The sequence below is a fragment of the Actinoplanes sp. NPDC051851 genome (assembly GCF_040681165.1).
Lineage (GTDB): Bacteria > Actinomycetota > Actinomycetes > Mycobacteriales > Micromonosporaceae > Actinoplanes.
Map to the genome: position 1 here is coordinate 38,085 of NZ_JBFAYF010000042.1, position 23,559 is coordinate 61,643.

Annotated in this window: 21 protein-coding genes; 12 read left to right on the forward strand and 9 right to left on the reverse strand. The window is 72.6% G+C overall.

The genetic code is table 11. From position 1 onward, the window contains the following. Positions 1-11: 11 nt before the first annotated feature. Complete coding sequence (locus AB0M08_RS32225; RefSeq protein WP_364501564.1) at positions 12-1,055, reverse strand: NAD(P)-dependent alcohol dehydrogenase; 1,044 nt, start codon at positions 1,053-1,055, stop codon at positions 12-14. A gap of 130 nt (positions 1,056-1,185) precedes the next feature. Between AB0M08_RS32225 and AB0M08_RS32230 the strand changes: the two genes are divergently transcribed. Next, entirely contained in the window at positions 1,186-2,061 is an 876-nt protein-coding gene (locus tag AB0M08_RS32230) for a TIGR03620 family F420-dependent LLM class oxidoreductase (RefSeq protein WP_364501460.1), read from the forward strand. A gap of 5 nt (positions 2,062-2,066) precedes the next feature. Here AB0M08_RS32230 and AB0M08_RS32235 read toward each other — a convergent pair whose 3' ends face one another. The 4 genes from AB0M08_RS32235 to AB0M08_RS32250 all read right to left on the reverse strand — a co-directional run bounded on the left by AB0M08_RS32235 (position 2,067) and on the right by AB0M08_RS32250 (position 6,442). Continuing rightward, the gene (locus tag AB0M08_RS32235; RefSeq protein ID WP_364501463.1) at positions 2,067-3,374 is read right to left on the reverse strand and encodes a helix-turn-helix domain-containing protein; all 1,308 of its coding nucleotides are present in this window, start codon (positions 3,372-3,374) and stop codon (positions 2,067-2,069) included. A gap of 32 nt (positions 3,375-3,406) precedes the next feature. Beyond that, the gene (locus tag AB0M08_RS32240) at positions 3,407-4,384 is read right to left on the reverse strand and encodes an alpha/beta hydrolase (protein ID WP_364501466.1); all 978 of its coding nucleotides are present in this window, start codon (positions 4,382-4,384) and stop codon (positions 3,407-3,409) included. Positions 4,385-4,571: 187 nt separating this feature from the next. Further along, positions 4,572-5,729 carry a YbhN family protein gene (locus AB0M08_RS32245; RefSeq protein WP_364501469.1) on the reverse strand — a complete coding sequence of 386 codons (1,158 nt, stop codon included), beginning with the start codon at positions 5,727-5,729 and terminating at the stop codon, positions 4,572-4,574. Positions 5,730-5,842: 113 nt separating this feature from the next. Next, positions 5,843-6,442: a TetR/AcrR family transcriptional regulator gene (locus tag AB0M08_RS32250; RefSeq protein ID WP_364501471.1), complete on the reverse strand. Its 600-nt coding sequence runs from the start codon at positions 6,440-6,442 to the stop codon at positions 5,843-5,845. Between the two features lie 141 nt (positions 6,443-6,583). On the opposite strand from AB0M08_RS32250, the gene AB0M08_RS32255 reads away from it, so the two are divergent. From AB0M08_RS32255 to AB0M08_RS32290, 8 genes are all read left to right on the forward strand, one after another. Beyond that, positions 6,584-7,015, forward strand: coding sequence for a universal stress protein (locus AB0M08_RS32255; RefSeq protein ID WP_364501474.1), 432 nt, complete (start codon positions 6,584-6,586; stop codon positions 7,013-7,015). A gap of 45 nt (positions 7,016-7,060) precedes the next feature. Continuing rightward, the gene (locus AB0M08_RS32260) at positions 7,061-8,311 is read left to right on the forward strand and encodes a glycosyl hydrolase family 18 protein (protein ID WP_364501477.1); all 1,251 of its coding nucleotides are present in this window, start codon (positions 7,061-7,063) and stop codon (positions 8,309-8,311) included. 66 nt (positions 8,312-8,377) lie between these two features. After that, positions 8,378-8,842 carry a Rieske (2Fe-2S) protein gene (locus AB0M08_RS32265; protein WP_364501479.1) on the forward strand — a complete coding sequence of 155 codons (465 nt, stop codon included), beginning with the start codon at positions 8,378-8,380 and terminating at the stop codon, positions 8,840-8,842. Positions 8,843-8,897: 55 nt separating this feature from the next. Continuing rightward, positions 8,898-9,998, forward strand: coding sequence for an ATP-binding protein (locus tag AB0M08_RS32270; protein WP_364501482.1), 1,101 nt, complete (start codon positions 8,898-8,900; stop codon positions 9,996-9,998). Then, positions 9,995-10,633, forward strand: a complete 639-nt coding sequence (locus AB0M08_RS32275) for a response regulator transcription factor (protein ID WP_364501485.1) — start codon at positions 9,995-9,997, stop codon at positions 10,631-10,633. Before AB0M08_RS32270 ends, AB0M08_RS32275 begins: the two co-directional genes overlap by 4 nt. A 48-nt stretch (positions 10,634-10,681) precedes the next feature. After that, on the forward strand, positions 10,682-11,260 hold the full coding sequence (locus AB0M08_RS32280; RefSeq protein ID WP_364501487.1) for a CDP-alcohol phosphatidyltransferase family protein: 579 nt from the start codon (positions 10,682-10,684) through the stop codon (positions 11,258-11,260). Further along, on the forward strand, positions 11,254-12,042 hold the full coding sequence (locus AB0M08_RS32285; protein WP_364501490.1) for a phosphatidate cytidylyltransferase: 789 nt from the start codon (positions 11,254-11,256) through the stop codon (positions 12,040-12,042). The genes AB0M08_RS32280 and AB0M08_RS32285 overlap by 7 nt, the downstream gene beginning before the upstream one ends. Continuing rightward, positions 12,039-13,304 carry a lysophospholipid acyltransferase family protein gene (locus tag AB0M08_RS32290; RefSeq protein ID WP_364501493.1) on the forward strand — a complete coding sequence of 422 codons (1,266 nt, stop codon included), beginning with the start codon at positions 12,039-12,041 and terminating at the stop codon, positions 13,302-13,304. Before AB0M08_RS32285 ends, AB0M08_RS32290 begins: the two co-directional genes overlap by 4 nt. A 35-nt stretch (positions 13,305-13,339) precedes the next feature. Here AB0M08_RS32290 and AB0M08_RS32295 read toward each other — a convergent pair whose 3' ends face one another. Further along, the gene (locus tag AB0M08_RS32295) at positions 13,340-15,274 is read right to left on the reverse strand and encodes a hypothetical protein (RefSeq protein WP_364501496.1); all 1,935 of its coding nucleotides are present in this window, start codon (positions 15,272-15,274) and stop codon (positions 13,340-13,342) included. A gap of 123 nt (positions 15,275-15,397) precedes the next feature. On the opposite strand from AB0M08_RS32295, the gene AB0M08_RS32300 reads away from it, so the two are divergent. The 3 genes from AB0M08_RS32300 to AB0M08_RS32310 all read left to right on the forward strand — a co-directional run bounded on the left by AB0M08_RS32300 (position 15,398) and on the right by AB0M08_RS32310 (position 17,943). Continuing rightward, positions 15,398-15,832, forward strand: coding sequence for a MarR family transcriptional regulator (locus tag AB0M08_RS32300; RefSeq protein WP_364501499.1), 435 nt, complete (start codon positions 15,398-15,400; stop codon positions 15,830-15,832). Positions 15,833-15,900: 68 nt separating this feature from the next. Continuing rightward, on the forward strand, positions 15,901-17,400 hold the full coding sequence (locus AB0M08_RS32305; RefSeq protein WP_364501502.1) for an IMP dehydrogenase: 1,500 nt from the start codon (positions 15,901-15,903) through the stop codon (positions 17,398-17,400). Positions 17,401-17,571: 171 nt separating this feature from the next. Then, a complete protein-coding gene (locus AB0M08_RS32310; protein ID WP_364501505.1) occupies positions 17,572-17,943 on the forward strand; it encodes an HPF/RaiA family ribosome-associated protein in 372 nt (123 codons plus the stop codon). Between the two features lie 641 nt (positions 17,944-18,584). Here AB0M08_RS32310 and AB0M08_RS32315 read toward each other — a convergent pair. From AB0M08_RS32315 to adhP, 3 genes are all read right to left on the reverse strand, one after another. Further along, on the reverse strand, positions 18,585-19,454 hold the full coding sequence (locus tag AB0M08_RS32315) for a universal stress protein (protein WP_364501508.1): 870 nt from the start codon (positions 19,452-19,454) through the stop codon (positions 18,585-18,587). Between the two features lie 104 nt (positions 19,455-19,558). After that, positions 19,559-22,033 (reverse strand): cation-transporting P-type ATPase, encoded by a 2,475-nt coding sequence (locus AB0M08_RS32320; protein ID WP_364501511.1) that lies wholly within the window; start codon positions 22,031-22,033, stop codon positions 19,559-19,561. Between the two features lie 234 nt (positions 22,034-22,267). Then, positions 22,268-23,278 carry an alcohol dehydrogenase AdhP gene (gene adhP / locus AB0M08_RS32325; protein WP_364501514.1) on the reverse strand — a complete coding sequence of 337 codons (1,011 nt, stop codon included), beginning with the start codon at positions 23,276-23,278 and terminating at the stop codon, positions 22,268-22,270. Between the last annotated feature and the right edge of the window lie 281 nt (positions 23,279-23,559).

The window sequence follows — 23,559 nt, forward strand, 5'->3', positions numbered from 1 at the left end:
GACGCTAGGTTTTAACGCAAGGTGTCGATGTCGATGACGAAGCGGTACCGGACGTCCGACTTCAGCACCCGGTCGTAGGCTTCGTTGACCGCTTCTGCACTGATCACCTCGACCTCGGGGGCGATCTCGCGCTCGGCGCAGAAGTCGAGCATCTCCTGGGTCTCGGCGATGCCACCGATGCTCGAACCGGCGAACGAGCGACGGTTGTTGAAGAGCGTGAAGACCTTCACCGGCAGCGGCTCCGGCGGCGCGCCGACGCTGACCAGCGTGCCCTCAAGGCGCAGAAGACGCAGGTAGGAGTTCATGTCGATGGGCGCGCTGACGGTGTTGATGATCAGGTCGAAGGTGTTCTTGAGCGTGTCGAAGGTGGCCGGGTCGCCGGTCGCGTAGTAGTCCTTCGCGCCGAACGCCAGACCGTCCTCCCGCTTGCCCAGCGTCTGCGACAGCACGGTCACCTCGGCACCCATCGCCGCGGCGATCTTGACGGCCATGTGTCCGAGTCCGCCCATGCCGACCACAGCCACCCGGCGGCCCGGACCGGCCCTCCAGTGCGACAGCGGAGAGTACGTGGTGATGCCCGCGCAGAGCAGCGGGGCGGCCGCCTCGTACGGGATGCTCTCCGGCACCCGCAGCACGAAGTCCTGGTCGACCACGATGTGCGTCGAGTAGCCACCCTGGGTGATGGTGCCGTCCCGGTCGACGGCGGTGTACGTGCCGGTGTTGCCGTTGAGGCAGTACTGCTCCTGCCCGGCCTCGCAGTTCTCGCACTCGCGGCACGAGTTGACCATGCAGCCGACGCCGACCCGGTCACCCACGGCGTGCCGGGTGACCTCGGCGCCGACCTCGGTGACCCGCCCGACGATCTCGTGGCCGACGGTCTGCGGGTAGGCGATGTCGCCCCACTCGCCGCGCACCGTGTGGATGTCGGAGTGGCAGATCCCGGCGTACCGGATCTCGATGAGGACATCGTGCGGCCCGACGTCACGGCGCTCGATCGTGGTACGGACGAGCGGCGCGGTGGCCGAGGTCGCGGCGATGGCGTTGACGGTGAGAATGACGACCTCCAGTGAAGCGCGCAAACAGCGGATTACAGACAACCGCACGGGCGCACTCGGAGGGAGTTCCTGCCGAGAGGTGTACCGCCAGTACATCCCTGGCCCGCCGCCCGCGAGGGAGGATCGGCGCATGGATCAGCATGGAAGTGATGCCCTGGGACCCTACGGCCTCTGGATCCCCGGTCAGGTCTGGCCGGACGACCCGAAGGAGATCGCGGGCGCCGCGCGGGAGATTCAGGAACTCGGGTACGGCGCGCTCTGGATCGGCGGCAGCCCCGGCGACGACCTGCGCCTGGCCGAGGAGATCCTCGCGGCGACCGACACGCTCGTGGTCGGCACCAGCATCGTGAACATCTGGGACGCGGACGGCGACCGGCTGGCCGCCTCACACGCCCGGATCCAGCGCGGCGGACGCTTCTACCTGGGGATCGGTGCGGGGCACGCGCCGACCGCCCGGGCGCACGGGCGGGAGTACACCCAGCCGCTGACCCGGCTGCGGGAACTGCTCACCGGTCCGCTGGCCGGGGTCCCGGCGGGGGAGCGCATGATCGCGGCGCTCGGGCCGAAGGCGCTGCGGACGGCGGCCGAGCTGACGGCGGGGGCGCTGCCCTACCTGATGCCGCCCGCGCACACCGCCGACGCGCGGGGGATCCTGGGTTCGGGGCCGTTACTCGTACCGGAGCAGAAGGTCTTCCTGGGCACCGATCCGGCGGTAGCGCGCCGGGCCGGGCGGGCCGGTCTCAAGATCTACCTGCCACTGCCCAACTACACCAGGCAACTTCTCCGGTACGGGCTGGCAGAGGCGGATCTCGCCGGCGAGGGCAGCGACCGGTTGGTGGACTCGGCGGTGGTCTGGGGCGACGGCGCGCGGGTGCGTGCCGGGATCGACGCCCACCTGAACGCGGGCGCCGACCACGTGGCCGTTCAGGTGCTGGTGGCGTCCGGCCGCCCGACGACGCTGCCGCGCGAAGAGTGGCGGCAGCTGGCGGCGGCGCTGTTCAGGTAGGCGCCTCAGCGCGCGGCGTTCCCGGCCGGGGCGTCTCGGGCCGGGGCGTTCCCGGCCGGGGCGGGGCCCGCGAGGGTGGGGTCGGCAGTGGGGGTGGAGCGGGCGAGGGGTGGAGCGGGCGCGAGGGTGGAGCGGTGCAGGCGGCGCAGGGCCAGGGCCAGCTGGAGGCGGAGGCGACCGTGGGGGTCGTGCGGGTCCCAGCCCAGCGTGGGGAGCAGGTGGGTCAGGCGTTCCTGCAGCGTGGAGTGGTGCAGCCGGAGCGTGGTGGCGGCGGCGCGCAGGCTGGGGGAGTCGGCGACGGCGGTCAGGGTGGCGAGGGCCCACGGGGCGGTGGCGGCGACGCGGTCGACGGCGCGGACGTCCGGGATCGGCTCGGTGCCGGGGTGGGTCGCGTCGGCGAGCAGGGCCAGGCCGCCCAGGTGCTCGGCGTGCACGATCCGGGGGCCGGGATCCTGCTCGGTGCCCTCGGCGGTGAAGCGCAGGGCGGTTCGGGCGGCGGCGAACGAGGCGGGCAGGTCGGCGATCCGTCCGGCGGGACCGACACCGGCGCGGGTGGGTGGGCCGGTGTCGGCCCCGAGCTCGGCGCGGATTCCGGGAGTCGGCTCGGCGCGGATTGCGGGATCCGGCGCCGCGTGGATCGCGGGATTGGTGGTGGGGAGCGCGATGGCGCGTACCCGGGAGGGGGAACGGAAGCCGAGGCGGGAAGCGGCCTGGAGGCGCTCGGGTTCTGGGGTGGCGGCGTCGACGGTGATCGTGATCAGCTCGGCGTCGGTCGGGGCGGTGCGGCGGCGGGTGCGGTCGAGGGCGGCCTGGGCGGCGACGGCGGCCCGCTCCAGGATCATGGCGTCGACCGGTCCCGGCGGCCCGGAACGCTCCAGCGAGAGCGTCGCCCCGTCGCCGACCTGAACCGACGGGCCCGCGCCGACCTGAACCGACAGGCCCGCGCCTGCCGTGTTCGCGCTTGGCGGAGCGCCGGCTTCTTGAGTGGACAAATCCGAAATTTCGGATTTGTCTGGCCGGGCGAAGGTGAGCCCGGATGCCGGGGTGAGCTGGGGGCCCGGGGTGAGCTGGGGTGCCGAGGTGAGCCCGGGCGCTGGGGTGGGGTGGGAGGTGCCGTCCGGGGTGACGTGCAGGTGGATGCGGCGGGCGGGGTCGGAGAAGTGGGCGGGGCAGCCGGCCAGGACGGCGGCGCCCCGGACGATGGCGGGGAGGCCCGCGCGGGCGGACGTCAGGCGGTCGAAGTAGGTGATGACGCGCAGGGCGGCGCCCGCGTCCGGGTCCAGGGCGGTGAGCCGGGCGGCGAGGTCCCTCATCGGATCATCGTGCCTCGCCGCCCGGGTGGTGGCTATGCGCCGAGCAGGCGGCGTAGCCAGTGCAGGCGGGCGGTGCGGGCCTCGCGGGAGACGGCGGCCTGCGGAGCGAGCATGTCGAAACCGTGGAAACCGCCCGGCCAGACGTGCAGCTCGGCGATGCCGCCGGACTGCCAGATGCGGGTGGCGTACGTGACGTCCTCGTCCCGGAACGTCTCGGCGGACCCGACGTCGATGAAGGCCGGCGGCAGGCCGGAGAGGTCGGTGGCGCGGGCCGGGGCGGCGTAGGGGGAGACGTCGGTACCGCCGCGGGCGTCGCCGAGCAGGGCGGTCCAGCCGGCGTGGTTGGCGCTGCGGTCCCAGACGCCGAGACCGTCCATCTGCAGCGTGGACGGGGTGTCGTTGCGGTCGTCGAGCATCGGGCAGATCAGCATCTGGCCGGCGAGCTGCGGGCCGCCGCGGTCCCGGGCCAGCAGGGAGACGCCGGCGGCGAGGCCCCCGCCGGCGCTGCCGCCCGCGATGATCAGGCGGTCCGGGTCGATGCCGAGCTCGTCCGCGTGCTCGGCGGTCCACACCAGGCCGGCGTAGCAGTCCTCGACCGGGGCGGGGTCCGGGTGCTCGGGGGCGAGCCGGTACTCGACCGAGATGATCACCGAGGGGATCTCGTCGAGCCACTCCTGGAACAGCTCGACGCCGCTGCTGCTGGTTCCGATGATCATGCCGCCGCCGTGGGTGTGGTAGATCCCGGGCAGCGGGCCCGCGGCGTTCACCGGGGTGAGGATGAGCAGCTCGACGTCGGGATCCCCGGCGGGGCCGGGGACCATCCGGCGGACGACGGTGTACGCGCCGCCGCGGGAGAGGTCCTCGTCGCTGGGGTTGGCGGCGGCCACGCCCTCGCGGATCGCGGGGAGGACCTTGGCGGTGAGTGGGCTCGGCAGGTTCAGATCGAGGACGTCGAGGGCGGCGGCGAGCTCGGGGTCGAAGGGCGGCGGCGGTCCTGGGGCGATCGTCACGGGGGCCTCCCGGTTGTTTCGCGGAGATGACGCTGGTGTTGCCCATCCTGTTCGAGCGAGTGGCCCACGGCACACCGCCACCCGGCGGATCTTCCCCGCCATGTGGCGGGGCGGCAGGCGTGGGGTGAGCGTGGGGCGTCGGGTGCGGTGCCGGCGCACCCGACGACGGACATTTCGTAAACGTCCGTCAAGCTGAGGGCGACGGCGCAGCGAAGGCGGCGGGTGAGAGTGCGAGCACGGGTGAGGGTGTCGCGAGTGCCGACGTGGCGGCGGGTGTGAGTGCCGACGTGGCAGCGGGTGTGAGTGCCGACGTGGTGGTGGATGGCATGGAGGGGGAGGGCGCGGAGGCCCGGAGGTCGTGGCGGAGGTGCAGCCAGGAGAGCCAGCCCAGGCCGATGATGAAGCCGAAGCTCAGGAGGCGGTACAGGACCACGGTCGCCACCGCGCCCGACGCGCTCACCCCGCCGGCCATCAAGCCCAGGATCAGGGCGCTGTCGATCACGCCCAGGCCGCCCGGCACGATCGTCACCGTGCCGGCGGCCATCGCGGCGCAGAAGGCCAGCAGCACCGCGCCCAGTCCGGCCGGGTGCTCGCCGACCGCGTGGAAGCAGAGCCAGAGCGCGGCCGCGTCGAGCAGCCAGTTCAGGATCGCGGCGAGCGCGGCGAGGGCGCCGTCGCCCGGGCGCAGCCGGGCGCCGCGCAGCTGGTCGAGGAAGCCCAGCACCCGGTCGTGCCCGTGGTCCGCCGGGCGCCGGCGCAGGCGGTTGAGCAGCGCGAGGGGGGAGCGCAGCGCCTGAGCGACGCCGTCCGGGCGCTTCGCCACCCGGCGGGCGCCGAGGACGAGCAGCACCGCGGCGACCAGCAGGGCGATCAGATCCCGCCAGGACGCCTCGCCGCCCGCCGCGAGGGCGCTGCCGACCGTCACCACGGCCAGCGCGCAGGCGGAGAGGATGCCGCTGAGCGCGATGCACCAGGACGCCACCGCGGGGCTGGCCCCGAATCGCCGCATCTGCTGATAGTTGAGCCGGGTGGAGAAGGCCGGCCCGCCGGGGAGCGTCTCGTTGAGCGAGTGCGCGGCGTAGACCAGCCGGACGTTCTGCGCGTAGGGTGCGGTCACGCCGGCCGAGCGCAGGAGCCGTCCCTGCATCCGGGCGTACGCGCTCATCGAGACGACCTCGGCGAGGACCGCGAGCGCCAGCCAGCCGAGGTGTGGCCGGCGCAGATGCCGCAGCGCCTCGATCAGCGACGACCAGCCGAGCACCAGCTCGACGCCGAGCAGTGCCACCACCGCGACGATTCCGGCGATCCTGATCCACCGCCGCCTGCGCGCCTTCGCCTCTGTCACCGTGGGCTCCCCGTGTCGTCCCTGGCCCCGCCGGTGTCACTGGCCCGGTGGTGGCACCACCCCAGCATCGGCAAAATTTGCCCAGTGGGCAAGTTTTGTGGGTGAGAGCTTGTTCACCGCGCGGTCACCGCGTTGAGCAGGAAGTCGACCAGGCGACGGGCGTGGGCGGGGGTGTCCTGGGTCAGGGCCGCCCGCCGGTCCGGAGGGGTGCTGAGGGCGTGCATCATCGCCCCGCCGACCAGGGTGTCCAGCAGCAGCGTGATCGAGACGGTCGCCGGGAGCTCGGTGCGGTCGATGCCGCGCCGGACGATGGCCCGGGCCGCGAGCAGCTGGGAGTCGCGCAGGGCGTCGTAGTGCTCGCCGACACCGGGGATCGACGCCGCCTCCAGGCTCAGTCGCAGCGCCGCCCGGCTGGACGGCCCGGCGTACAGGTCGAGCATCTGGGTGGCCAGCTCGACCAGGTCGCCGTGGAGCGTGCCGGTGTCGACGTCGCTGATCCGGACCAGCCCGGTGCTGACCGCGTCGGTGAGCAGCGCCTCCTTGCTGCTCCAGCGCAGATAGAGGGAGGCCTTGCCGACGCCGGCCCGGCGCGCGACGACCTCCATGGCGAAACCGGCCCAGCCGGCGTCGCCGAACACGTCCAGTGCGGCCCGGGTGATCCGGCGGTCCACCTCGGGGTCGCGCGGACGGCCTGGTGCGGATGCGGTGCTCATCGCCGGTCCTCGGATCTCCATTGCTGAACGAATCCCGTCAGGATACAGAGATGCCGGGTGGAGATTGCCGAATGGTTTCCGGAGGGATAAAATTTTCGGTATAAGCGAACGGTTGGCGTTCAGTAATCCGGAGGCGCGGCCATGGGACCGGGAAAGATCGTCGTCGGGATCGATGGTTCGCCGACCTCGCTGCGGGCCGCGGCGTACGCCGTCGGGCTCGCCAAGCGGCAGCGATCGCGACTGGTCGTGGTCTTCGTGCGGCCGCAGCAGAGCGGCATGGTCTCGCTCGCCGACTCGTACGGCGCGGCCGTCGCCTCCGTGGTCGAGGCGCAGAACGAGATGGAGACCGAGTTCCGGGACACCATCGTGCGGGAGAAGCCGCGCATCGGCGTCGACATCGAGATGATGGTCCGCTATGGCGACCCGTTCAGCGAGCTGTGCCAGGCCGCGAAGGAACTGCGCGCCGACGCGGTGGTGGTCGGCCGTTCGGAGAGCACGTTGCACCGTTTCGCGGGTTCCGTCGCCCAGCGGTTGGTGCGCTGTGGCCGATGGCCAGTCACAGTAGTTCCCTAATTTCACATAATCGGACACACAGGGATCGTCCCTAGCGTCGGCACGATGCCAAATAAGAGTCTTTTCGGCATAGCCGTCGTCGCCGTGCTGCTGCTCGCAGCCGGGTGTAGCAAGTCCGAGCCGTCGGAGAGATCCGACGGCTCGGGTGCGCCACCGGCCGCGCCCGCCAGCAGTGCGCCCGAACAGGCCGACCCGCACATCGTCGGCTACCTCTCCGAGTGGGGTGTCTACAGCCGGGATTACCAGGTCAAGCAGATCGAGACCAGCGGTGCGGCGGACAGGCTGACCGATCTCGTGTACGCGTTCGGCAAGGTCAGCAACGGCAAGTGCGCGGTCGCGGACTCGTGGGCCGACTACGAGCGGCCGATCACCGCGGACGAGAGCGTCGACGGCGAGGCGGACGCCTCCGACCAGGAACTCAAGGGCAGCTTCAACCAGCTGCTCAAGCTCAAGGAGAAGCAGCCGGACCTGAAGATCCTCTGGTCGTTCGGCGGCTGGAGCGGCTCGTCCGGCTTCGGTGAGGCTGCCGAGGATCCCACCACGTTCGCGGAGTCCTGCAAGGAGCTGGTCCAGAACGAGAAGTGGGACGGGCTCTTCGACGGCATCGACATCGACTGGGAGTACCCGAACGCCTGCGGCGAGACCTGCGACACCAGCGGCGAGGACGCGCTGACCAAGCTGACCAGCGCGCTGCGCACCGCGTTCGGCGACGACGCGCTGGTCACCGCGGCGATCACCGCGAACGCGGCGGACGACGGCGTGATGGACCAGGCCGACTACGCCACCGCCGCCGATTCGCTCGACTGGGTCATGACGATGAGCTACGACTACTACGGCGCGAGCACCACCGGGCCGACGGCGCCGCACTCGGCCCTGGAGCCGTACGACGGCATCCCGAAGTCCGGTACCACGCTCACCGAGACCATCGACAAGCTCACCGGCCTCGGCGTGCCGGCCGACAAGATCCTGATGGGCGTGGGCTTCTACGGACGCGGCTGGAAGGGTGTGACCCAGTCCGACCCGGGCGGGGACGCGACGGGACTCGCCGACGGGTCGTACCAGAAGGGTTTCAAGAACTATAACGAGCTGGTGACCGAGTGCCCGGAGACCGGGACGGTGGGTGGCCAGGCGTACGGCTACTGCGACGGCGAGTGGTGGAGCTACGACACCCCGACCACGATCGCGGCCAAGGTGGCGTGGGCCAAGGGTAAGGGGCTGGGCGGCGCGTTCGCCTGGGAGCTCTCCGGCGACACCACCGACGGCGCGCTGGTGGAGGCGCTCTCCAGCGGCTGGTGAGACACGGGTCCGGGAAGGGCGCAAGTGGCCCTTCCCGGGTGCCCGGCTTCGGTAGAGTTCGGGGACATGAGTGTTCAGGACGGTGTCGATCGACGGTCGGTGATGGTCACGGCCGGTGCGACCCTCTTCCTCGCGGGGTGTGGCTCCGACTCCGACGACGACGCGTCGAGTGAGAGCACCACCACCACCACGACCGCCACGACCGAGGCCACCGCGACCACGTCCACGTCGGTGACGTCGGACAGTACCGCCGAGGTGATCGTCGCGACGTCGGACGTGCCCGTCGACGGCGGGGTCATCACCACCAGCTACGTGGTGACGCAACCCGAGTCCGGGACGTACAAGTGCTTCACCAACGTCTGCACTCACCAGGGCTGCACGGTCTCCTCGGTGGAGGATGAGTCGATCAAGTGCGCCTGCCACAACAGCACGTTCTCGATCTCCACGGGCGAGCCGACCGGCGGCCCGGCGACCACCGCGCTGACCTCCATCGCGATCGAGGTCAGCGACGGGAACATCGTCAAGGCCTGACTTCTTTACGGCTAGCGTCTATCTTCCGGGGCGGCCGAGGATTATATAGACATCTATGGATGTCGAAGGTCAGGGTTCGGTAAGGTCGCTCCTCGTCTTCCGCGCGGTCGCCCTCGCCGGGATCGCGGCCCAGATGATCCGGGACGGCGGGCACTACCAGCACCGCGCGGCCGCCTGGCCGCTCTTCGCCGGGATCGCCCTCTGGACCGCGCTGACCGCGTGGGCGTACCCGCGGTTCGACCGGCACCGGCGGGTCGTCCTGCTGCTCGACCTCGCGGTCACCGTCGCGGTGATCCGCGCCGGAGTCCTGGTCGAGGGGGTGGCCGCCACCGTCACCGAGTCGGTCCGGATCACCGGGTGGTGGCCGGCGAGCCTGATCGTCGCCTGGACCCTCGCCGAGGGGTGGCGCGGCGGGCTGGTCGCCGCCGGATGCCTGATCGGGATCGGTACGGCCTTCGGCGACCGGGCCAACACCCTCGGCGTCTCCGTCCTGATGCTGCTCGCCGCGCTCGCCGTCGGGCTCAGCGACCGCCGCCACCTCGCCCTGGCCCAGCGGCTCCGCGAGGCCCTGCAGCGTGAGGCCGCCGCCCGGGAACGCGAACGGCTCTCCCGGGACATCCACGACACCGTGCTGCAGTCGCTCGCGATGATCGCCCGGCGCGGCGCCGAACTCGGCGGGGAGGCCGCCGAACTCGGGCGGCTCGCGGGCGGGCAGGAGCGGGTGCTCCGCGAGGTCATGGTGGCGCCCCGGGGTGCGCCCCGCGACGGCGAACGGGAACTCGCGGCCGCCCTGCGCGAGGCCGCCCGGCGGCCCGGGGTCGCGGTCCTCGAACCGCGGGTTCCGGTGTGGCTGCCCGCGGGGACCGTACGGGAGCTGACGTTCGCGGTGGAGAGTGCCCTGGACAACGTCGCGCGGCACTGTGGTCCCGGGGCGCGGGCGTGGGTGCTGATCGAGGCCGAGCCGGACCGGGTGCGGATTCTGATCAGGGACGACGGGCCCGGCATGGCACCGGAACGGGCGGCGCAGGCCGGGGTGGAGGGGCGGCTCGGCATCGCCCGGTCGATCCGCGGGCGGCTGCACGACCTGGGTGGGGCGGCGGACATCTCCAGCGCGCCCGGTCTCGGCACCCTGGTCGAGCTGAGCGTTCCCCGGTGAGCGCCCGGGTGCTGGTCGTCGACGATCATCCGATGTGGCGCGAGGCGCTCAGCCGGGACCTGATCGAGGCGGGGTACGTGGTGGTGGCGGCGGTCGGCGAGGGCGCCCAGGCGGCCCGGATCGCGCCGGCCACCCGTCCGGAGGTGGTCATCTTCGACCTCGGGCTGCCCGACCTGCCCGGCCCGGTCGCGATCGGCGGGCTGCTCGCGGTGCTGCCGACCGCCCGGGTGCTGGTCCTCTCGGCGAGCGGCGACCCGGCGGGCATGCTCGCGGCGATCCGCGCCGGGGCGCACGGCTACCTGCTCAAGTCGGCGAGCCGGGCCGAGTTCCTGGCGGCCGTGGCGGCGGTCGCGGCCGGGGAGCCGGCCTTCGCCCCCGGGCTGGCCTCACTGGTGCTGGGGGACTACCGCCGGGTGACCACCGAGCCCGCCGGGGAGCTGGGCCGGCTGACCGGGCGGGAACGCGAGATCGTCCGGCTGGTGGCGACCGGGCGCTCCTACCGGGAGATCGCCGCGGAGCTCTCCGTGTCGCATCGCACGGTGCAGAACCACGTGCAGAACATCCTGCACAAACTCCACCTGGCCAACCGGACCGAGCTCACCCGGTACGCCGTGCAACACGGGTGGAGTACCTAGGTACGCGCGCTCGGGCCGGGCGGCCACTCATCGACGAGGCTGAATTCCATGAACGGCCTCTACTCCCTGAAACCGTGGTACGCCGACCGGCTCCGGCCGGTCCGTCACCTGCTGGTCGCGCGCGCCGTCTCGCCGCACCTGATCTCGGCGGCCGGGGTGCTCGCCGGGGCCGCCGCCGGCCTGACCCTCGCCGTCCTGCGTCCCGGCCCGGTGGCCGGGACGGCCGTCTTCGTGCTGCTGGCGCTCCGGCTCGCCCTGGCCAACCTGGACGGCGCGGTGGCCCGGGAGACCGGCACGGACAGCCGGTTCGGCAGCGTGGTCAACGAGATCGGCGACCGGCTGGCCGAACTCTTCGCGCTGGCCGGCTGCGTCGTCCTGGCACCGGCGGCACTGGTCGCGGTCGCCGCCCTCGCCGCGTCGACACCCTCCTGGGTCTCCCTGGCCGGTGCGGCCGCCGGCGGGACCCGGCTCACCGGCGGGCCGATGGGCAAGACCGAGCGCTGCCTCGTCCTGGCGATCATCGCGGCCGTCGGCTGGGCGACACCGCTGCTGGTCGTCCTCGCGGTCGGCTCGCTGCTCACCGTCCTGCTCCGCCTGTGGCGCCTGCGCGAGGTGCTGCCGTGCTGACCGTATTCGATACCGCGCCCTATGTGGCCGGGGTGCTCTCCGTCGGTGGCGTCGGCGTGGTGATCTCCCGGCGCCGTGAGCTGATCCTGCGGTGGGCCACCTGGGCGGTGACCGCCCCGCTCCTCGGCGCCGCGATGCTCCTCGGCCGTCCCGGGGCCGCTGCCCTCGCCACCGGGCTCGCCCTGGCCGGGCTGCTGGAGTACCGCCGCCTGGTCCGCCTCCCGATCCCCGACACGATCGTGGTGGCCGTCGCGCTGACCGCCACCATCGTCACCGCCGGTGCGCCCCGGGTGCTCGCCGTCGCCGCGCTCGCCGTCGTCCTCACCCCGGTGCTGGCCGGCGACGGCGTGAACGGGGCCGCCCGGTCCGCGTACGCAGTCCTCGGGTTCGCCTGGCTGGCCACCCTGACCGGCCTGGTCACGCTCGGCGACGCCGCCCTGCCGCTCTTCGTCGCCGTCTCGCTCGCCGACGTGGCCGCGTGGTGCTGCGGCAAGGCCTTCGGCGGCCCACGGCTCTCCCCGCTCTCGCCCGGCAAACGCTGGCTCGGCGTCCTCGGCGGCGCGCTCGCCGGCATCGGCACCCTCGCGGTCTGCGACGCCCTGACCCCGGCCCTGATCATCGCGGTGGTGGTCGGCGCACCCCTCGGCGACCTGCTCGAATCGATGCTCAAACGCGGTGCCGGGGTCAAGGACGCGGGCACCTGGCTCCCCGGCTTCGGTGGCCTGCTGGACCGCATCGACTCCCTGCTGATCGCCCTCGCGCTCGCGGTGATCCTGTCGTGACCCCGTTCAGCGCGGAGATCGTGGCGCCCCGGCGGGATCGTGTCTTCCCGGCGCCCGCCCGCGGCGGCGCGCGTCTGCGGCGCCTGCTCTGGCGGGTCGCGTTCCGGCTCACCGGCGGTTTGCGGGTGTACGGCGGCATCCCCGCCGGTCCGTGTGTCGTGGTGGCCAACCACCGCTCGCACGCGGACACCCCCGCCCTGCTCGCCGCCCTCCCCGCTACCAACTCGCCCCGGGTGGCCGCCTCACCGGCCTACTGGTTCACCCGCCCCTGGCGCAGCCGGATCTGCCGATGGCTCGCCGGAGCGTTCCCCCTGGCCCGCGGAGAGGAAGGACTGGCCCGGGCGGAATCGCTGCTCGCCGCCGGTCACCTGGTGATCGTCTACCCGGAGGGCACCCGCAGCCGCGACGGCGCGCTCGCCCCGTTCCGCCCCGGTGCCGCCCGGCTCGCCGCCCGGGCCGGCGTGCCGCTGGTCCCCGCCGGGATAACCGGTTCCGGCGGTCTCCTCCCGGTCCACGGTCACCTACGCCGTCACCCGGTCACCGTCCGATTCGGAACACCCACCCACGATCTTGAGGAGGCACGGAGAGCCGTGGCCGACCTGTCGCAGACCCCAGAGACCGCCCGCACCGCCGCTCCCACGACCGCCGCTCCCACGACCGACGTCCCTCCGGTCGCCGGAGTCGATGCGGAGACGCCGGATTCGGCGCTGCGCCGGCGGATCGCCGCGTTCGCGCACTCCCGGACCGGGCTGCTCGCCGTCTTCCTCTGGGCGGTGGCCGAAGCCCTGTTCTGGCCGCTCATCCCGGAGTTCGCGCTGGCGATCGTCTGCGTGGCCGCCCCGCGCTCGGCCCGGCGTCTCGCACCGGCCGCCGCGGTGGGCACCCTCTGCGGCGGCGTGCTGATGTACCTGCTCTCCGCGCACGGCGTACACCTGCCGCAACTGCTCACCACGGCCCGGATGCACGCCTTCCTGAACGAGCAGATCGCCCAGTTCGGACCGCAGGGGCTGCGGCATCAGGCGTTCAACGGCATCCCGTTCAAGGTGTACGGCGCCACGGCCGGCGAGAACCACCTGGGCCTGATCCCGTTCCTGCTGAACACGCTGCCCGGCCGGTTCATCCGGATCATCGCGATCGGCCTCGCGTTCGGCGCTCTCGGCGCGGCGCTGAATCGTCTGCGCCGCTGGTACCCGTACTATCTCGCGGTATTCCTGATCCTTTTCACGCTGGGCCTCTCCGGCGTCATCAGGCATTGGAGCTGAGGAATGGCCCGGGCCGCGACCCGGGCCATTCCAGGTCACGCCCGGGTGGTGGCGGTCAGCTCCCGGCACAGTGCCAGCAACTGCTCGTCCTCGGTCACCTCGGAGGGCAGCATCCCGTGATGATTGGCGTTGTGCCGGGTCACCGTGGCCAGCTCGGCCCGCACGTAGCGCGCCGCGTACCGCCCCGACCCGGTCTCCGCCCACAGCCGCGCGATCCGGGGCCGTGTGCGGGGCGCCTCCTGCCACGCCCGGCCCAGAGTCCACGCCGCCGTCGGGTTCCCGGACATCCGCCACAGCGCGTTGGCCGCCGCCACGACCACCTCGCTGTCCGCACCCCGCCGCCGCGCCGCCGAGAGCCGCCGGGCGTGCTTCGCCGCGCTGATGCCCAGCTCGGCGAAGCCGTCGATCGCGGCCACCGCGTGCTCCGGCACGTCGACGAACCGGTGGTAGACCTCCGCCGCCGACTCCGCGTCCCCGGCCACGTGCCAGATCGCGCGGGCCGCGGCCAGGGCCGTCGACGGGTCGTCGCTGGTCAGGAAGCCCCGGATCTCCGGCGCCCGGCCCGCCGAGGCCCGGCCGGACCGGGCCAGCAGACCGAGAGTGGTCGTGGTGAACGGCTCCCGCGCCAGATAGTCGGCCGCCTCCTGCGGCGCCACCGCGGTCACCGCGTTCAGCAGGGCCACCCGGTGCGCGTCGTAGCGCCACGGCTCGGCGAACATCTCCGGGTGCAGGCCCCGCAGGCGGCGCTGCAGCGTCCGGCTCAACCTCCGCGCCCGGGACCCGTACCCCGAGATCTGGAAGTGCAGATCGTGGGCGTGCGGCGCCTCGTCCAGCAGGCGCTCCAGGATCGGCAGCGCGCGCTCGTCACGGAGCTCCGCGAGCACCTGGACGGCCGGCCCGAGCGCGGGGCCCTGCACCCCCTCGGTGACCCAGAGCGAACGGTGCGCGAGCGCGACGTGGACCGAGTCCGCGGCCGGGCGCGCCGCCTCGCCGATGCCGACCAGCAGCCGCAGCGCCGCCGCCCGTACCTGGGGATCCCGGTCGTGCAGCAGCTCCGCGGTCCGCCGGACCAGGGCCGTGTACGGCCCCCGCAACCGCTGGACCACCGACCGCGCCTGATAGAGCGCGTCCTGCCGGGCGTCCCGGCCGTCCAGTTCGAGGAGCTGTTCGAGCAGGCCCAGGTGCGCGTGCACGTCGTCCCGGTACGTCGCCCGCACCGCGCTGAGCACCTGGTGGAAACCGGGCGTCCACTTGCGCGCCGCCATCCGCCGCCCGGCCAGCAGCGGCGCGACCGTGTCGTCGATCGGCGCCTGCTCCCGGTTGAGTCCCGCCCGGTACGCGCCCAGCAGCGTCTCCCGCGCCCGGCCCGCGTCGAAGGGCGGCGGGTTGAACAGCGCCGTCATCTCGGTCAGCGCGGTGATCCGGACGTACAGATCCTCGTCGGTGTCGGCGACCTCGGCGAGCCAGAGCTTGGTCACCTCGTGGTCGCTCCCGGTGCTCCCGGCGATCACGCTGGTCTTGAGGAGGGTGACCCGTACCGTAGCGTCGGTCTCGACGGTGAACTGCTCACGCAGCGTCTCGGTGAGCCCGGGGAGCAGGCGGGCGACGGCCCGGAGCGTGTACGCCGCCGCCTCCCGGACCGCCGCGTCGTCGTCCGCGAGCAGGTCGGCCAGCCCCGGCTCGGCGGCGAGCGCGCGCTTGGCCAGCAGCGTCTGCCCGGCCATGTGCCAGGTCCGGTCCGCGCCGGCCAGGTCACCCACCAGGTGCAGGATGCGCCCCCGGTCCGCGGCCCCGGTGTCCAGGGCGATCCGCATCAGGAACGGCAACGCCGCGACCACCCACGGCTGGACGTCCTCGCCGTCCGGGGCGAGCTGGTAGAGCCTACGGATCGCACCGTGCCGGAGAACGGGATCAGCAGCGGTCAGCTCGCCCAGCGCAGGGGGGACCAGCGATGAGAGTGTCTCCGTCACAGTTTCGATCTTTGCGGGTCGGGCCTGCTTAGCGACATACCCTGTCATACCGATGGCGTAACACCATCGCGGCGCTTCCGCATCACGGGTGCTCGACGCCATCGGTCATCATGGGTTATGCACATGGTTGCCGATGAGAGTCGTGGGTCACAGCTGTTGCCCGTTCTCGCCCAGCTGGTCCGGTTCCTGCGGCAACTCGACAGCCCGGACAATCCGAGTCCGGTCGCGCTCGGAGTGCTGCGCCGCCTCGACCGGGAGGGCCCGTCCCGGATCACCGACCTGGCCCGGCTGGAGCGCACCTCGCAGCCCGGCATGACCCAGCTGGTCGGCCGGCTGGAACGCGCCGGTCTGGTCCTGCGCACCGCCGACGCGCAGGACGGCCGGGTGGTCCTGGTCGAGGTGACCGAGGAGGGGCGGGCGCTGATCGCCCGCACGCACGCCTACTACGTCGCCACCCTGGACAAGCTCTTCGACCGCCTCGACCCGGCGGACTGCGAGACCATCGTGGCCGCGCTGCCCGCCCTGGAACGGCTCGCCGGGGAGACCGCCGCAGGCTGACGGCCCGTATCCATCGGCGGCCACCCCCGTTGACCATAAAAAGTCAAGAGGCGGGAGAATCGGCGGGCATGAAGATCCTCGAAGAGGTGTCGCGGACCCTCAACGAATACCTGCTCGTGCCCAACCTGACGACCGAGGCGTGCGTGCCCGCGGGGGTCGACCTCAGCACCGGGCTGGTCCGCCACCGTGTCGGGCAGGACTCCTCGCTGCGCATCGCGGTGCCGTTGACCAGCGCGATCATGGGTGCCGTCTCGTCGCCGAGACTGGCGATCGCGCTGGCACAGACCGGCGGGCTGAGCTTCCTGCATCAGAACCAGCCGGTCGAGGAGCAGGCCGCGATGGTCGCCGCGGTCAAGCGGCACAAGGCGGGCTTCCGGCACTCGGACATCAACATCGGTCCGGATGCGACGCTCGGCGAGGTCACCAAGCTGCTGAACACCGCCGAGCGGGACATCGCGGTGGTCACCGACGACGGCACGCCCAAGGGCCGGCTCCTCGGGCTGATCTCCACGAAGGACTATCACCCGCAGCGGCACGACCTGGACGATCCGGTGGCCTCACGGATGCGCCGGGCCGGTGAGATCGTCACCGCGGACTCGGGTATCACCCTCTCCGAGGCGAACACGCTGCTCTGGGACCAGCGCCTGGATCTGCTGCCGGTGCTGGACCCGGAGGGCCGGGTCGAGGCGATCGTGCTGCGCGCCGACTACGAGCTGCACAAGCGGTTCCGCAACGAGAGCGTCGACGGCGAGAAGCGGTTCCGGGTCGGGGCCGGCGTCAACACCCGGGACTACCGCGATCGCATTCCGGCGCTGGTCGAGGCGGGGGCCGACCTGCTCTGCATCGACTCGTCCGACGGCTACTCGGTCTGGCAGGCCGAGACGCTGCGCTACGTCCGGGAGACGTACGGCGACACGGTCCGGATCGGCGCCGGGAACGTGGTCGACGGCCGGGCGTTCCGCTATCTCGCCGAGGCGGGCGCGGACTTCGTCAAGGTCGGTATCGGCGGCGGCTCGATCTGCATCACCCGCGACCAGAAGGGGATCGGTCGCGGTCAGGCGTCGGCGCTGATCGACGTGGTCGCCGAGCGGGACGCGTACGCCGCCGAGACCGGCGAGTACATTCCGATCTGCTGCGACGGCGGGCTGCTCAGCGACTACCACATGGCGATCGCGCTGGCCCTGGGCGCCGACTTCGTGATGCTGGGCCGCTACTTCGCCCGCTTCGACGAGAGCCCGTCGCCGCTGGTCCGGGTTCGTGGCCAGATGTTCAAGGAGTACTGGGGCGAGGGCTCCCAGCGCGCCCGCAACGTCAGCCGCTACGAGCACGGCGGCGGCGACCAGCTGGTCTTCGAGGAGGGCGTGGACGGCTACGTCCCCTACGCCGGCAGTCTCCCGGACAACGTCGCCACCACGGTCAGCAAGCTCAAGGCCACGCTGATCAGCTGCGGCTCGACCACGCTGCGCGCCTTCCACGACGACGCGGTGCTGGTCCCGGTCTCGCATCAGAGCTACCTGCAGAACACCGCCGAGGTCGAGCTTCGGGACCGGCCGAGCGACCGCGGCTGACGCTTCCGGCATTCTTCGCGTACGCCGTCGGGGCGGGCCGCCGCGCTCAAAAGGCGCCGCCCCGGCGTCGTGCGCACCTCGGGCCTTTCGACCCTGGCCGCCCCCTCCCCGCTGGTTGATCATGGAGTCATGCCCCGGCGGAAACGTCCGGGAATGGTCAGGGAGGCACTGATGAGCCGCATCGACCAGATCGACCGCACCTCGCCGCAGGTTCCGGTTGACCGGAGCGAGCACGTCCACCCGCAGGTGCACACCCACGGTGACGTCAGCCGGGAGGCCACGGCCTACGCCGTCGGCAAGCTGGAGGCCGCCCTCCACCACGCCCCGGCCCCGGTGATCCGGACCTCGCTCACGCTGGACTCGGCCTCCTACGGCGACCGGGTCGACGCCCACGTCGACGTGAACGGCGTCGGCGTGCACGTCCACGCGGTGGGCGAGACCCTCCAGGAGGCCACCGACCTGATGCAGGAGCGGCTGCGTTCCCGCCTGCGCCGCATCCGCCGCCGCCCGCACCAGGGCCCCGCGGCACCCACCGCCGCCTGAGAGACGCTGAAGAAAGCCCCGGTCGGGAGCCCGGGGCTTTCCTCTGTGCCGCTCGCGCCTTTCCTCTGTGCCGCTCACGCCGCCCGACGCCAGCCCGTGGCCGGCCGCCAGGTGTAACTCCGCTGGTCAATTCCGGCGGGGGTTCCCCCGGTCGGGTGGGCCCTGCTTGGCCGGTCTTGATCGACTTTTCATGATCAACTGCTGAGATGATCTTGGTGGCTGGTGGTCAGGGGTGTGTCGGCGGGCTTGAGTGACCTCTGGGTGCCAGCTTTCCCGGCGTGGCTGGTGTTCAAGGGTCTCTCGGGGCGCCTGAGACACCCCGGATCGCCAGCCGACCAGCGCGAGGCGCCCCGGATCGCCAGCCGATCGGCCGAGGCGCCCTGGGCCGCCGGCTCACCGCCCGTGGGGTGCCGCCCGGCCAGCAGGGTCACCCCTGGGCGCCAGCCGGGACGGCCGCCGGTGCACCACGCCGCGGTCTACGAGAAATGCCCGGCCGGGGTGGCGGCCGGGCATTTCGTTTCCTCGGGTGGTGCTGTTGTCGCTCGTGGTGGCTGGTGTTCAGGGGTGTCTCAACCGGGGCGAGGCACCCCTGTGCACCAGTCGGGGGTCCGGCCGACGCCGGCGACCCGGTGGAGTCCCGCTCAGGCGGGCTGTGGACGGACGACGTAGACCGGGGCGATCGCGTGGTGTAGGAGCTGCAGGCCGGTGGAGCCGATCAGGGAACCGGCGAGTACGCCGTGGCCGCGGCTGCCGACGATCACCAGGCGGGCCTTGCGGGAGGCCTCGACCAGGGTGAACGCCGCGCTCTCGTGGGTGACCGTGGTGCGTACCCGGACCTCGGGGAACTTCGCCCGCCACGGGGCGAGCTGCTCGTCCAGGGCCTTCTGCTCGTCGGCGTCCTGCTCGGGCATGTCGAGCGTGGCCGGAGCCACCCCGGCGATCCAGAGCGGGATCACCGGGAGGTAGGCGCGGACCACTGTCAGGTCGGCGTCCTCCTCGGCGGCCATGGTGAACGCGGTCTCCAGGACGTGCTCGGCGGCGGGGGAGTCGTCCACCCCGGCGACGATCGGGCGGCCGGTGACGCTGGCGTGCCCGCGGACCACGACGACCGGGCACGGTGCGTGCGTGGCCATCTGCTGGCTGACCGAGCCGAGCAGCAGGCCGGTGAACCCGCCCCGCCCGCGTCCGCCGACCACCAGGAGCTCCGCGCCGGCGGCGGCCTCGAGCAGCCGAGGGACGGCGTTCCCGATCATGGTGTCGGTGGTGATCTCGATGCTCGGGGCGATCTGCCGTGCCCGGTCGAGCGCCCCGGCCACGACGCCCTCGGCGAACGTGCGCGCCATCTCGACGTACGCGTTCCCGACGCTGAACCGGGCCTGCTGCCAGTCCCAGTCGTAGGCGTGCACGATCCGCAGCGGGAGACGGCGGCGCCGCGCCTCGTGGGCCGCCCAGTCGACGGCGATGCTGGAGTAGTCGGTGCCGTCGGTTCCGACGACGATGGCCCTGGTCATGGTGGCCTCGCTTTCCTCGTCCTTCCCCTTAATCGTGACGTTCTTCGATGCTGTGGAGCAGGGTGTCAGGTCCCCTTCGGACGGGCCGAAAGTCCCGTCCGTTCTCAGCGCTGGACGAGGCGCAGGGCCACGCCCGGGATCACCGCGACGGCGGCGCAGGCCAGCAGCTCGGTGAGGGTCAGGGCCTCGGTGCCGAGCAGGGTCTGCAACGGCGTGAGCAGGACGCCGGCGACCTGCAGGATCGCGGCGGCGGCGACCGCGCCGAGCAGGGCGCGGTTCCGGGGCGTACCCGGAGAGGCCTTGGCGCGGACCGCGAGAGCGACGCCGAGCTGGGCCAGCCCGAGCACGACGAACATCACCGACTGCCACGGACGGCCGAGGTGGTCGGCCAGGACACCGGCGCCGAGCACCACGGTGGCCAGGCAGACACCACCGGCGAGCACGCTGGCGAGCAGGCCGTCGCCGAGTACGGACTCCTGCGGCGAGCGGGGGCCGCGGCGCAGCACGTCCGACTCGGCGGGTTCGGCGCCCAGGGCCACACCCGGGATGCCGTGGGTGAGCAGGTTGATCCAGAGCAGCTGGCCGGGCAGCAGCGCGAGGGTCATCCCGAACAGCGGGCCGATCAGCATGACCAGGAGCTCGGCGATGCCGCCGGAGAGCGCGTACCGGAGAAATCTCTTGATGTTGTCGTAGATCCGGCGTCCCTCGCCGATCGCCTCCGCCACCGTGCCCAGGTTGTCGTCGACCAGGACCAGCTCGGCGGCCTGGCGGGCGACCTCGGTGCCGCTGCCCATCGCGACGCCGATGTCCGCCCGGCGCAGGGCGGGCGCGTCGTTCACGCCGTCGCCGGTCATCGCGACGACCTCGCCGCGCTGCTGAAGCCCGGCGATGATGTCCATCTTCTGGTCGGGCTGGGTACGCGCGTAGACCCGGGCGTGCGCGATGTCGTCGGCGCTCGGCGGCCCCGCGTCCCCGGTGACCACCCGGTCGCCGGGACCGAGAATGCCCAGCTGGTTGCCGATCGCGCCGGCGGTCGCGGGGTGGTCGCCGGTGATCAGGAGCAGTCGTACGCCGGCCGCCTCGAACGCCGCCGCGGTGTCCCGGGCGGTGCGGCGCAGCGGGTCGCCGATCGCGACGATCCCGGCGGCCCGCAGCTCCGGAGGGTTCAGCGGGTCCGGCCGGGTCGTGCTGGCGGCGGTGGCGACGGCCAGGACCCGCAGCCCGTCCGCGGCGAGCCGGGCGGCCGCGGTGAGCAGTTCGCCGTCGGTCGCCGGGTCCAGGACGTTCTCCGGAGCGCCCTTGCGGACGGTGAGGTAGTCACGTTCGCCGAGCCGGTGCACGGTGGTCATCCTGCGGTTGGCCTGGTCGAACGGTTGCTCGTCGACACGGGGTGCCAGCGCCCGCTCGGCGGCGACGTCGAGTCCGGCGCGTTCGGCGAAGGTGAGCAGCGCCGCCTCCATCGGGTCGCCGGCCGCCGTCCAGTCGGGGCGTTCCGCGGTGGGCGCGATGAGGTCGGCGTCGTTGCAGAGCAGGGCTCCCCGGGCCAGCTGCCGGAGATCGGCGTTGGGGCTGATCGCTCCGGTGGGGTCGTAGCCGTTTCCGGTCACGCTGACGTGCCCGCCGTCCGGGGTGAAGGCCTGCTGGACCGACATGCGGTTCTGGGTCAGCGTGCCGGTCTTGTCGGAAGCGATCACGGTGACCGAGCCGAGCGTCTCCACCGCGTGCAGCCGGCGCGGGATCGCCCGGGTCCGTGCCATCCGGCGGGACCCGAGCGCCAGGGCGAGGGTCACCACGGCGGGCAGGCTCTCCGGTACGGCGGCGACCACCAGGCTGACCGCGGTGATCGCCATCCGGGCGGCGGGCTGCCCGGCGAGCACGCCGAACGCGAAGACCACGGCGGAGACCGCCACCGCCGTGATCCCCAGGACCCGGCCGAGGCCGGCGAGCCGTCGCTGCAGCGGGGTCGGGCCGGGCTTGGTGGCGGTGACCAGTGCGGTGATCCGGCCGAGGGAGCTGGCGGCGCCGGTCCGGACGACCAGGCCGGTGGCGCGCCCGGTCACGAGCACGGTTCCGGAGGCGGCGTCCTCGCCGGCCTCGCGGTGCACCGGCACGGACTCGCCGGTCAGGGCGGACTCGTCGAACGCGGCCTGCTGGGCCTCGATGAGCAGCAGGTCGGCGGGGACGACGTCGCCGGCTTCCAGGCGGACCAGGTCGTCGCGGACCAGGTCGGCGGCGGGGACGATCCGGTCGTGGCCGTCGCGTACGGCGCGGGCGGTGGGGGCGGCGAGCTGGTCGAGGGCGGCGATGGCGGCGTCGGCGCGGACCTCCTGGACGACGCCGATGATCGTGTTGACCGTGACGACGAGCAGGATGACGGCGGTGTCGGGGAGGTCGTCGAGCAGGGCGGTGATCACGGCGGCGGCGAGCAGGAGGGCGACCAAGGGGTCGGCGAGCTGCCGGGTGACGCGGCCGATCAGGCGGCGTGGGGGAGGGGGCGCGACCGCGTTGGGTCCGTCGGCGGCGAGGCGCGTTGCGGCCTCTGCGGTGGTGAGTCCCGGGGTACGGGCGATGGTGTCCACGATGCCTCTCCCGTCGAACGGTGGTAGCCGGAGATCCCGGACGGGTGAGGGGCCGTCCGGGACCTCCGGGTGTGGGCGCGATCTTGCACGTCGGCCCTGGGGGTGGATCACGGATGATGCATTGGCATTGATGCATCGTGAGTGATGCATCGTGAGTGATGCATCGTGAGTGATGCATCGTGGTTGATGCATCAGGAAAGATGCATCAGGAAAGATGCGCCTGGGAGTGCCGGTTCACGGGATCAGGACCAGGCGCGCTGGGACCCGGCTGGCCAGCACGTCCTCGATCGCCGCGTTGATCTCTGTGAGCGGCCGCGTCTCGTAGAACACCCGGGTTCGGCCCGCTGCGTGCAGGCGGAACACCTCGGCCAGGTCCGCGCGGGTGCCGACGATCGATCCGAGCACCGAGATGCCCTTGAGGACGGTTTGGAAGATCGGCAGGGCCATCGCGTTCTCCTTCGGCAGCGATACCAGCACCAGGCGGCCGCCCCGGCGCAGGGACGCGTGGGCCTGTTCCAGGACCTTCGGGCTGGCCGCGAGCACCACCGCCACGTCCGCGCCGCCGAGCGCAGTGATCGCCTCGACCGGGTCGGTGGTGGCCGCGTTCACCACGTGGGAGGCGCCCAGCTGCTTGGCCAGGGCCAGCTTCTCCTCGGTGACGTCGACCGCGATCGTCTCGCCGCCGAAGATCTGGGCGTACTGCTGGGCCAGGTGCCCGAGGCCGCCGATGCCGAAGATGGCCACCCGGTCGCCCGGGGTGACCCCGCCGACCTTGACCGCCTTGTACGTGGTGACCCCGGCGCAGGTCAGCGGCGCCGCCTCGACGGGGTCGATGCCCGCGGGCACGGCGACGGTGTAGTCGGCGTCGGCGATCAGGTACTCCGCGTGGCCGCCGTCGATGGCGTACCCGGTGTTGAGCTGGGACTCGCAGAGCGTCTCCCAGCCGGTCAGGCAGTACTCGCAGGTGCCGCAGGCGTACCCGAGCCACGGGATCGCCACCCGGTCGCCGACGGCGTGCAGCGTGACGCCCGGGCCGGTCTTCTCGACGATGCCGACGCCCTCGTGTCCGGGAATGAACGGCGGGGTCGGCTTGACCGGCCAGTCGCCGCGGGCGGCGTGGATGTCGGTGTGGCAGAGCCCGCTCGCCTCGACCCGGACCTGGATCTGGCCCGGACCGGGCTCCGGGAGCGCCACATCCTTGACCTCGAGTGGCTGGTCGAAGCTGGTGACCACGGCGGCGCGCATGACGTCCTCCTCAGATGTTTCCTGACACCTTCGAGATTCGTCTTCCGGTACGCCCGCGGGTAGGGCCGGACGTCCCAGTACGACGGGACCGGTGCCCTGACCACCCGGGCGGCGCGTGTACACGAGCGGCGTGGGAGGGGCGGTGGGTGCGCGCGATCAACCGTGGACAGGGCCTGTGGGTGTTCACGATCCGCGAGCGCGTGCTTGTGCAGCCGCTATAGGGGCGCCGGAAGGACTCGATCGCGGATCGGGAGCTCCTGCCGCCCCGGCCAGCCATGATC

What these genes read in the sequence shown, in the direction of transcription:
- AB0M08_RS32230 (WP_364501460.1), top strand. Translation starts at nt 1,186, where the DNA reads ATGGATCAGCATGGAAGTGATGCCCTGGGACCCTACGGCCTCTGGATC.
- AB0M08_RS32235 (WP_364501463.1), bottom strand. Translation starts at nt 3,374, where the DNA reads ATGAGGGACCTCGCCGCCCGGCTCACCGCCCTGGACCCGGACGCGGGC.
- AB0M08_RS32250 (WP_364501471.1), bottom strand. Translation starts at nt 6,442, where the DNA reads ATGAGCACCGCATCCGCACCAGGCCGTCCGCGCGACCCCGAGGTGGAC.
- AB0M08_RS32255 (WP_364501474.1), top strand. Translation starts at nt 6,584, where the DNA reads ATGGGACCGGGAAAGATCGTCGTCGGGATCGATGGTTCGCCGACCTCG.
- AB0M08_RS32260 (WP_364501477.1), top strand. Translation starts at nt 7,061, where the DNA reads ATGCCAAATAAGAGTCTTTTCGGCATAGCCGTCGTCGCCGTGCTGCTG.
- AB0M08_RS32265 (WP_364501479.1), top strand. Translation starts at nt 8,378, where the DNA reads ATGAGTGTTCAGGACGGTGTCGATCGACGGTCGGTGATGGTCACGGCC.
- AB0M08_RS32270 (WP_364501482.1), top strand. Translation starts at nt 8,898, where the DNA reads ATGGATGTCGAAGGTCAGGGTTCGGTAAGGTCGCTCCTCGTCTTCCGC.
- AB0M08_RS32280 (WP_364501487.1), top strand. Translation starts at nt 10,682, where the DNA reads ATGAACGGCCTCTACTCCCTGAAACCGTGGTACGCCGACCGGCTCCGG.
- AB0M08_RS32300 (WP_364501499.1), top strand. Translation starts at nt 15,398, where the DNA reads ATGGTTGCCGATGAGAGTCGTGGGTCACAGCTGTTGCCCGTTCTCGCC.
- AB0M08_RS32305 (WP_364501502.1), top strand. Translation starts at nt 15,901, where the DNA reads ATGAAGATCCTCGAAGAGGTGTCGCGGACCCTCAACGAATACCTGCTC.
- AB0M08_RS32310 (WP_364501505.1), top strand. Translation starts at nt 17,572, where the DNA reads ATGAGCCGCATCGACCAGATCGACCGCACCTCGCCGCAGGTTCCGGTT.
- AB0M08_RS32315 (WP_364501508.1), bottom strand. Translation starts at nt 19,454, where the DNA reads ATGACCAGGGCCATCGTCGTCGGAACCGACGGCACCGACTACTCCAGC.
- adhP (WP_364501514.1), bottom strand. Translation starts at nt 23,278, where the DNA reads ATGCGCGCCGCCGTGGTCACCAGCTTCGACCAGCCACTCGAGGTCAAG.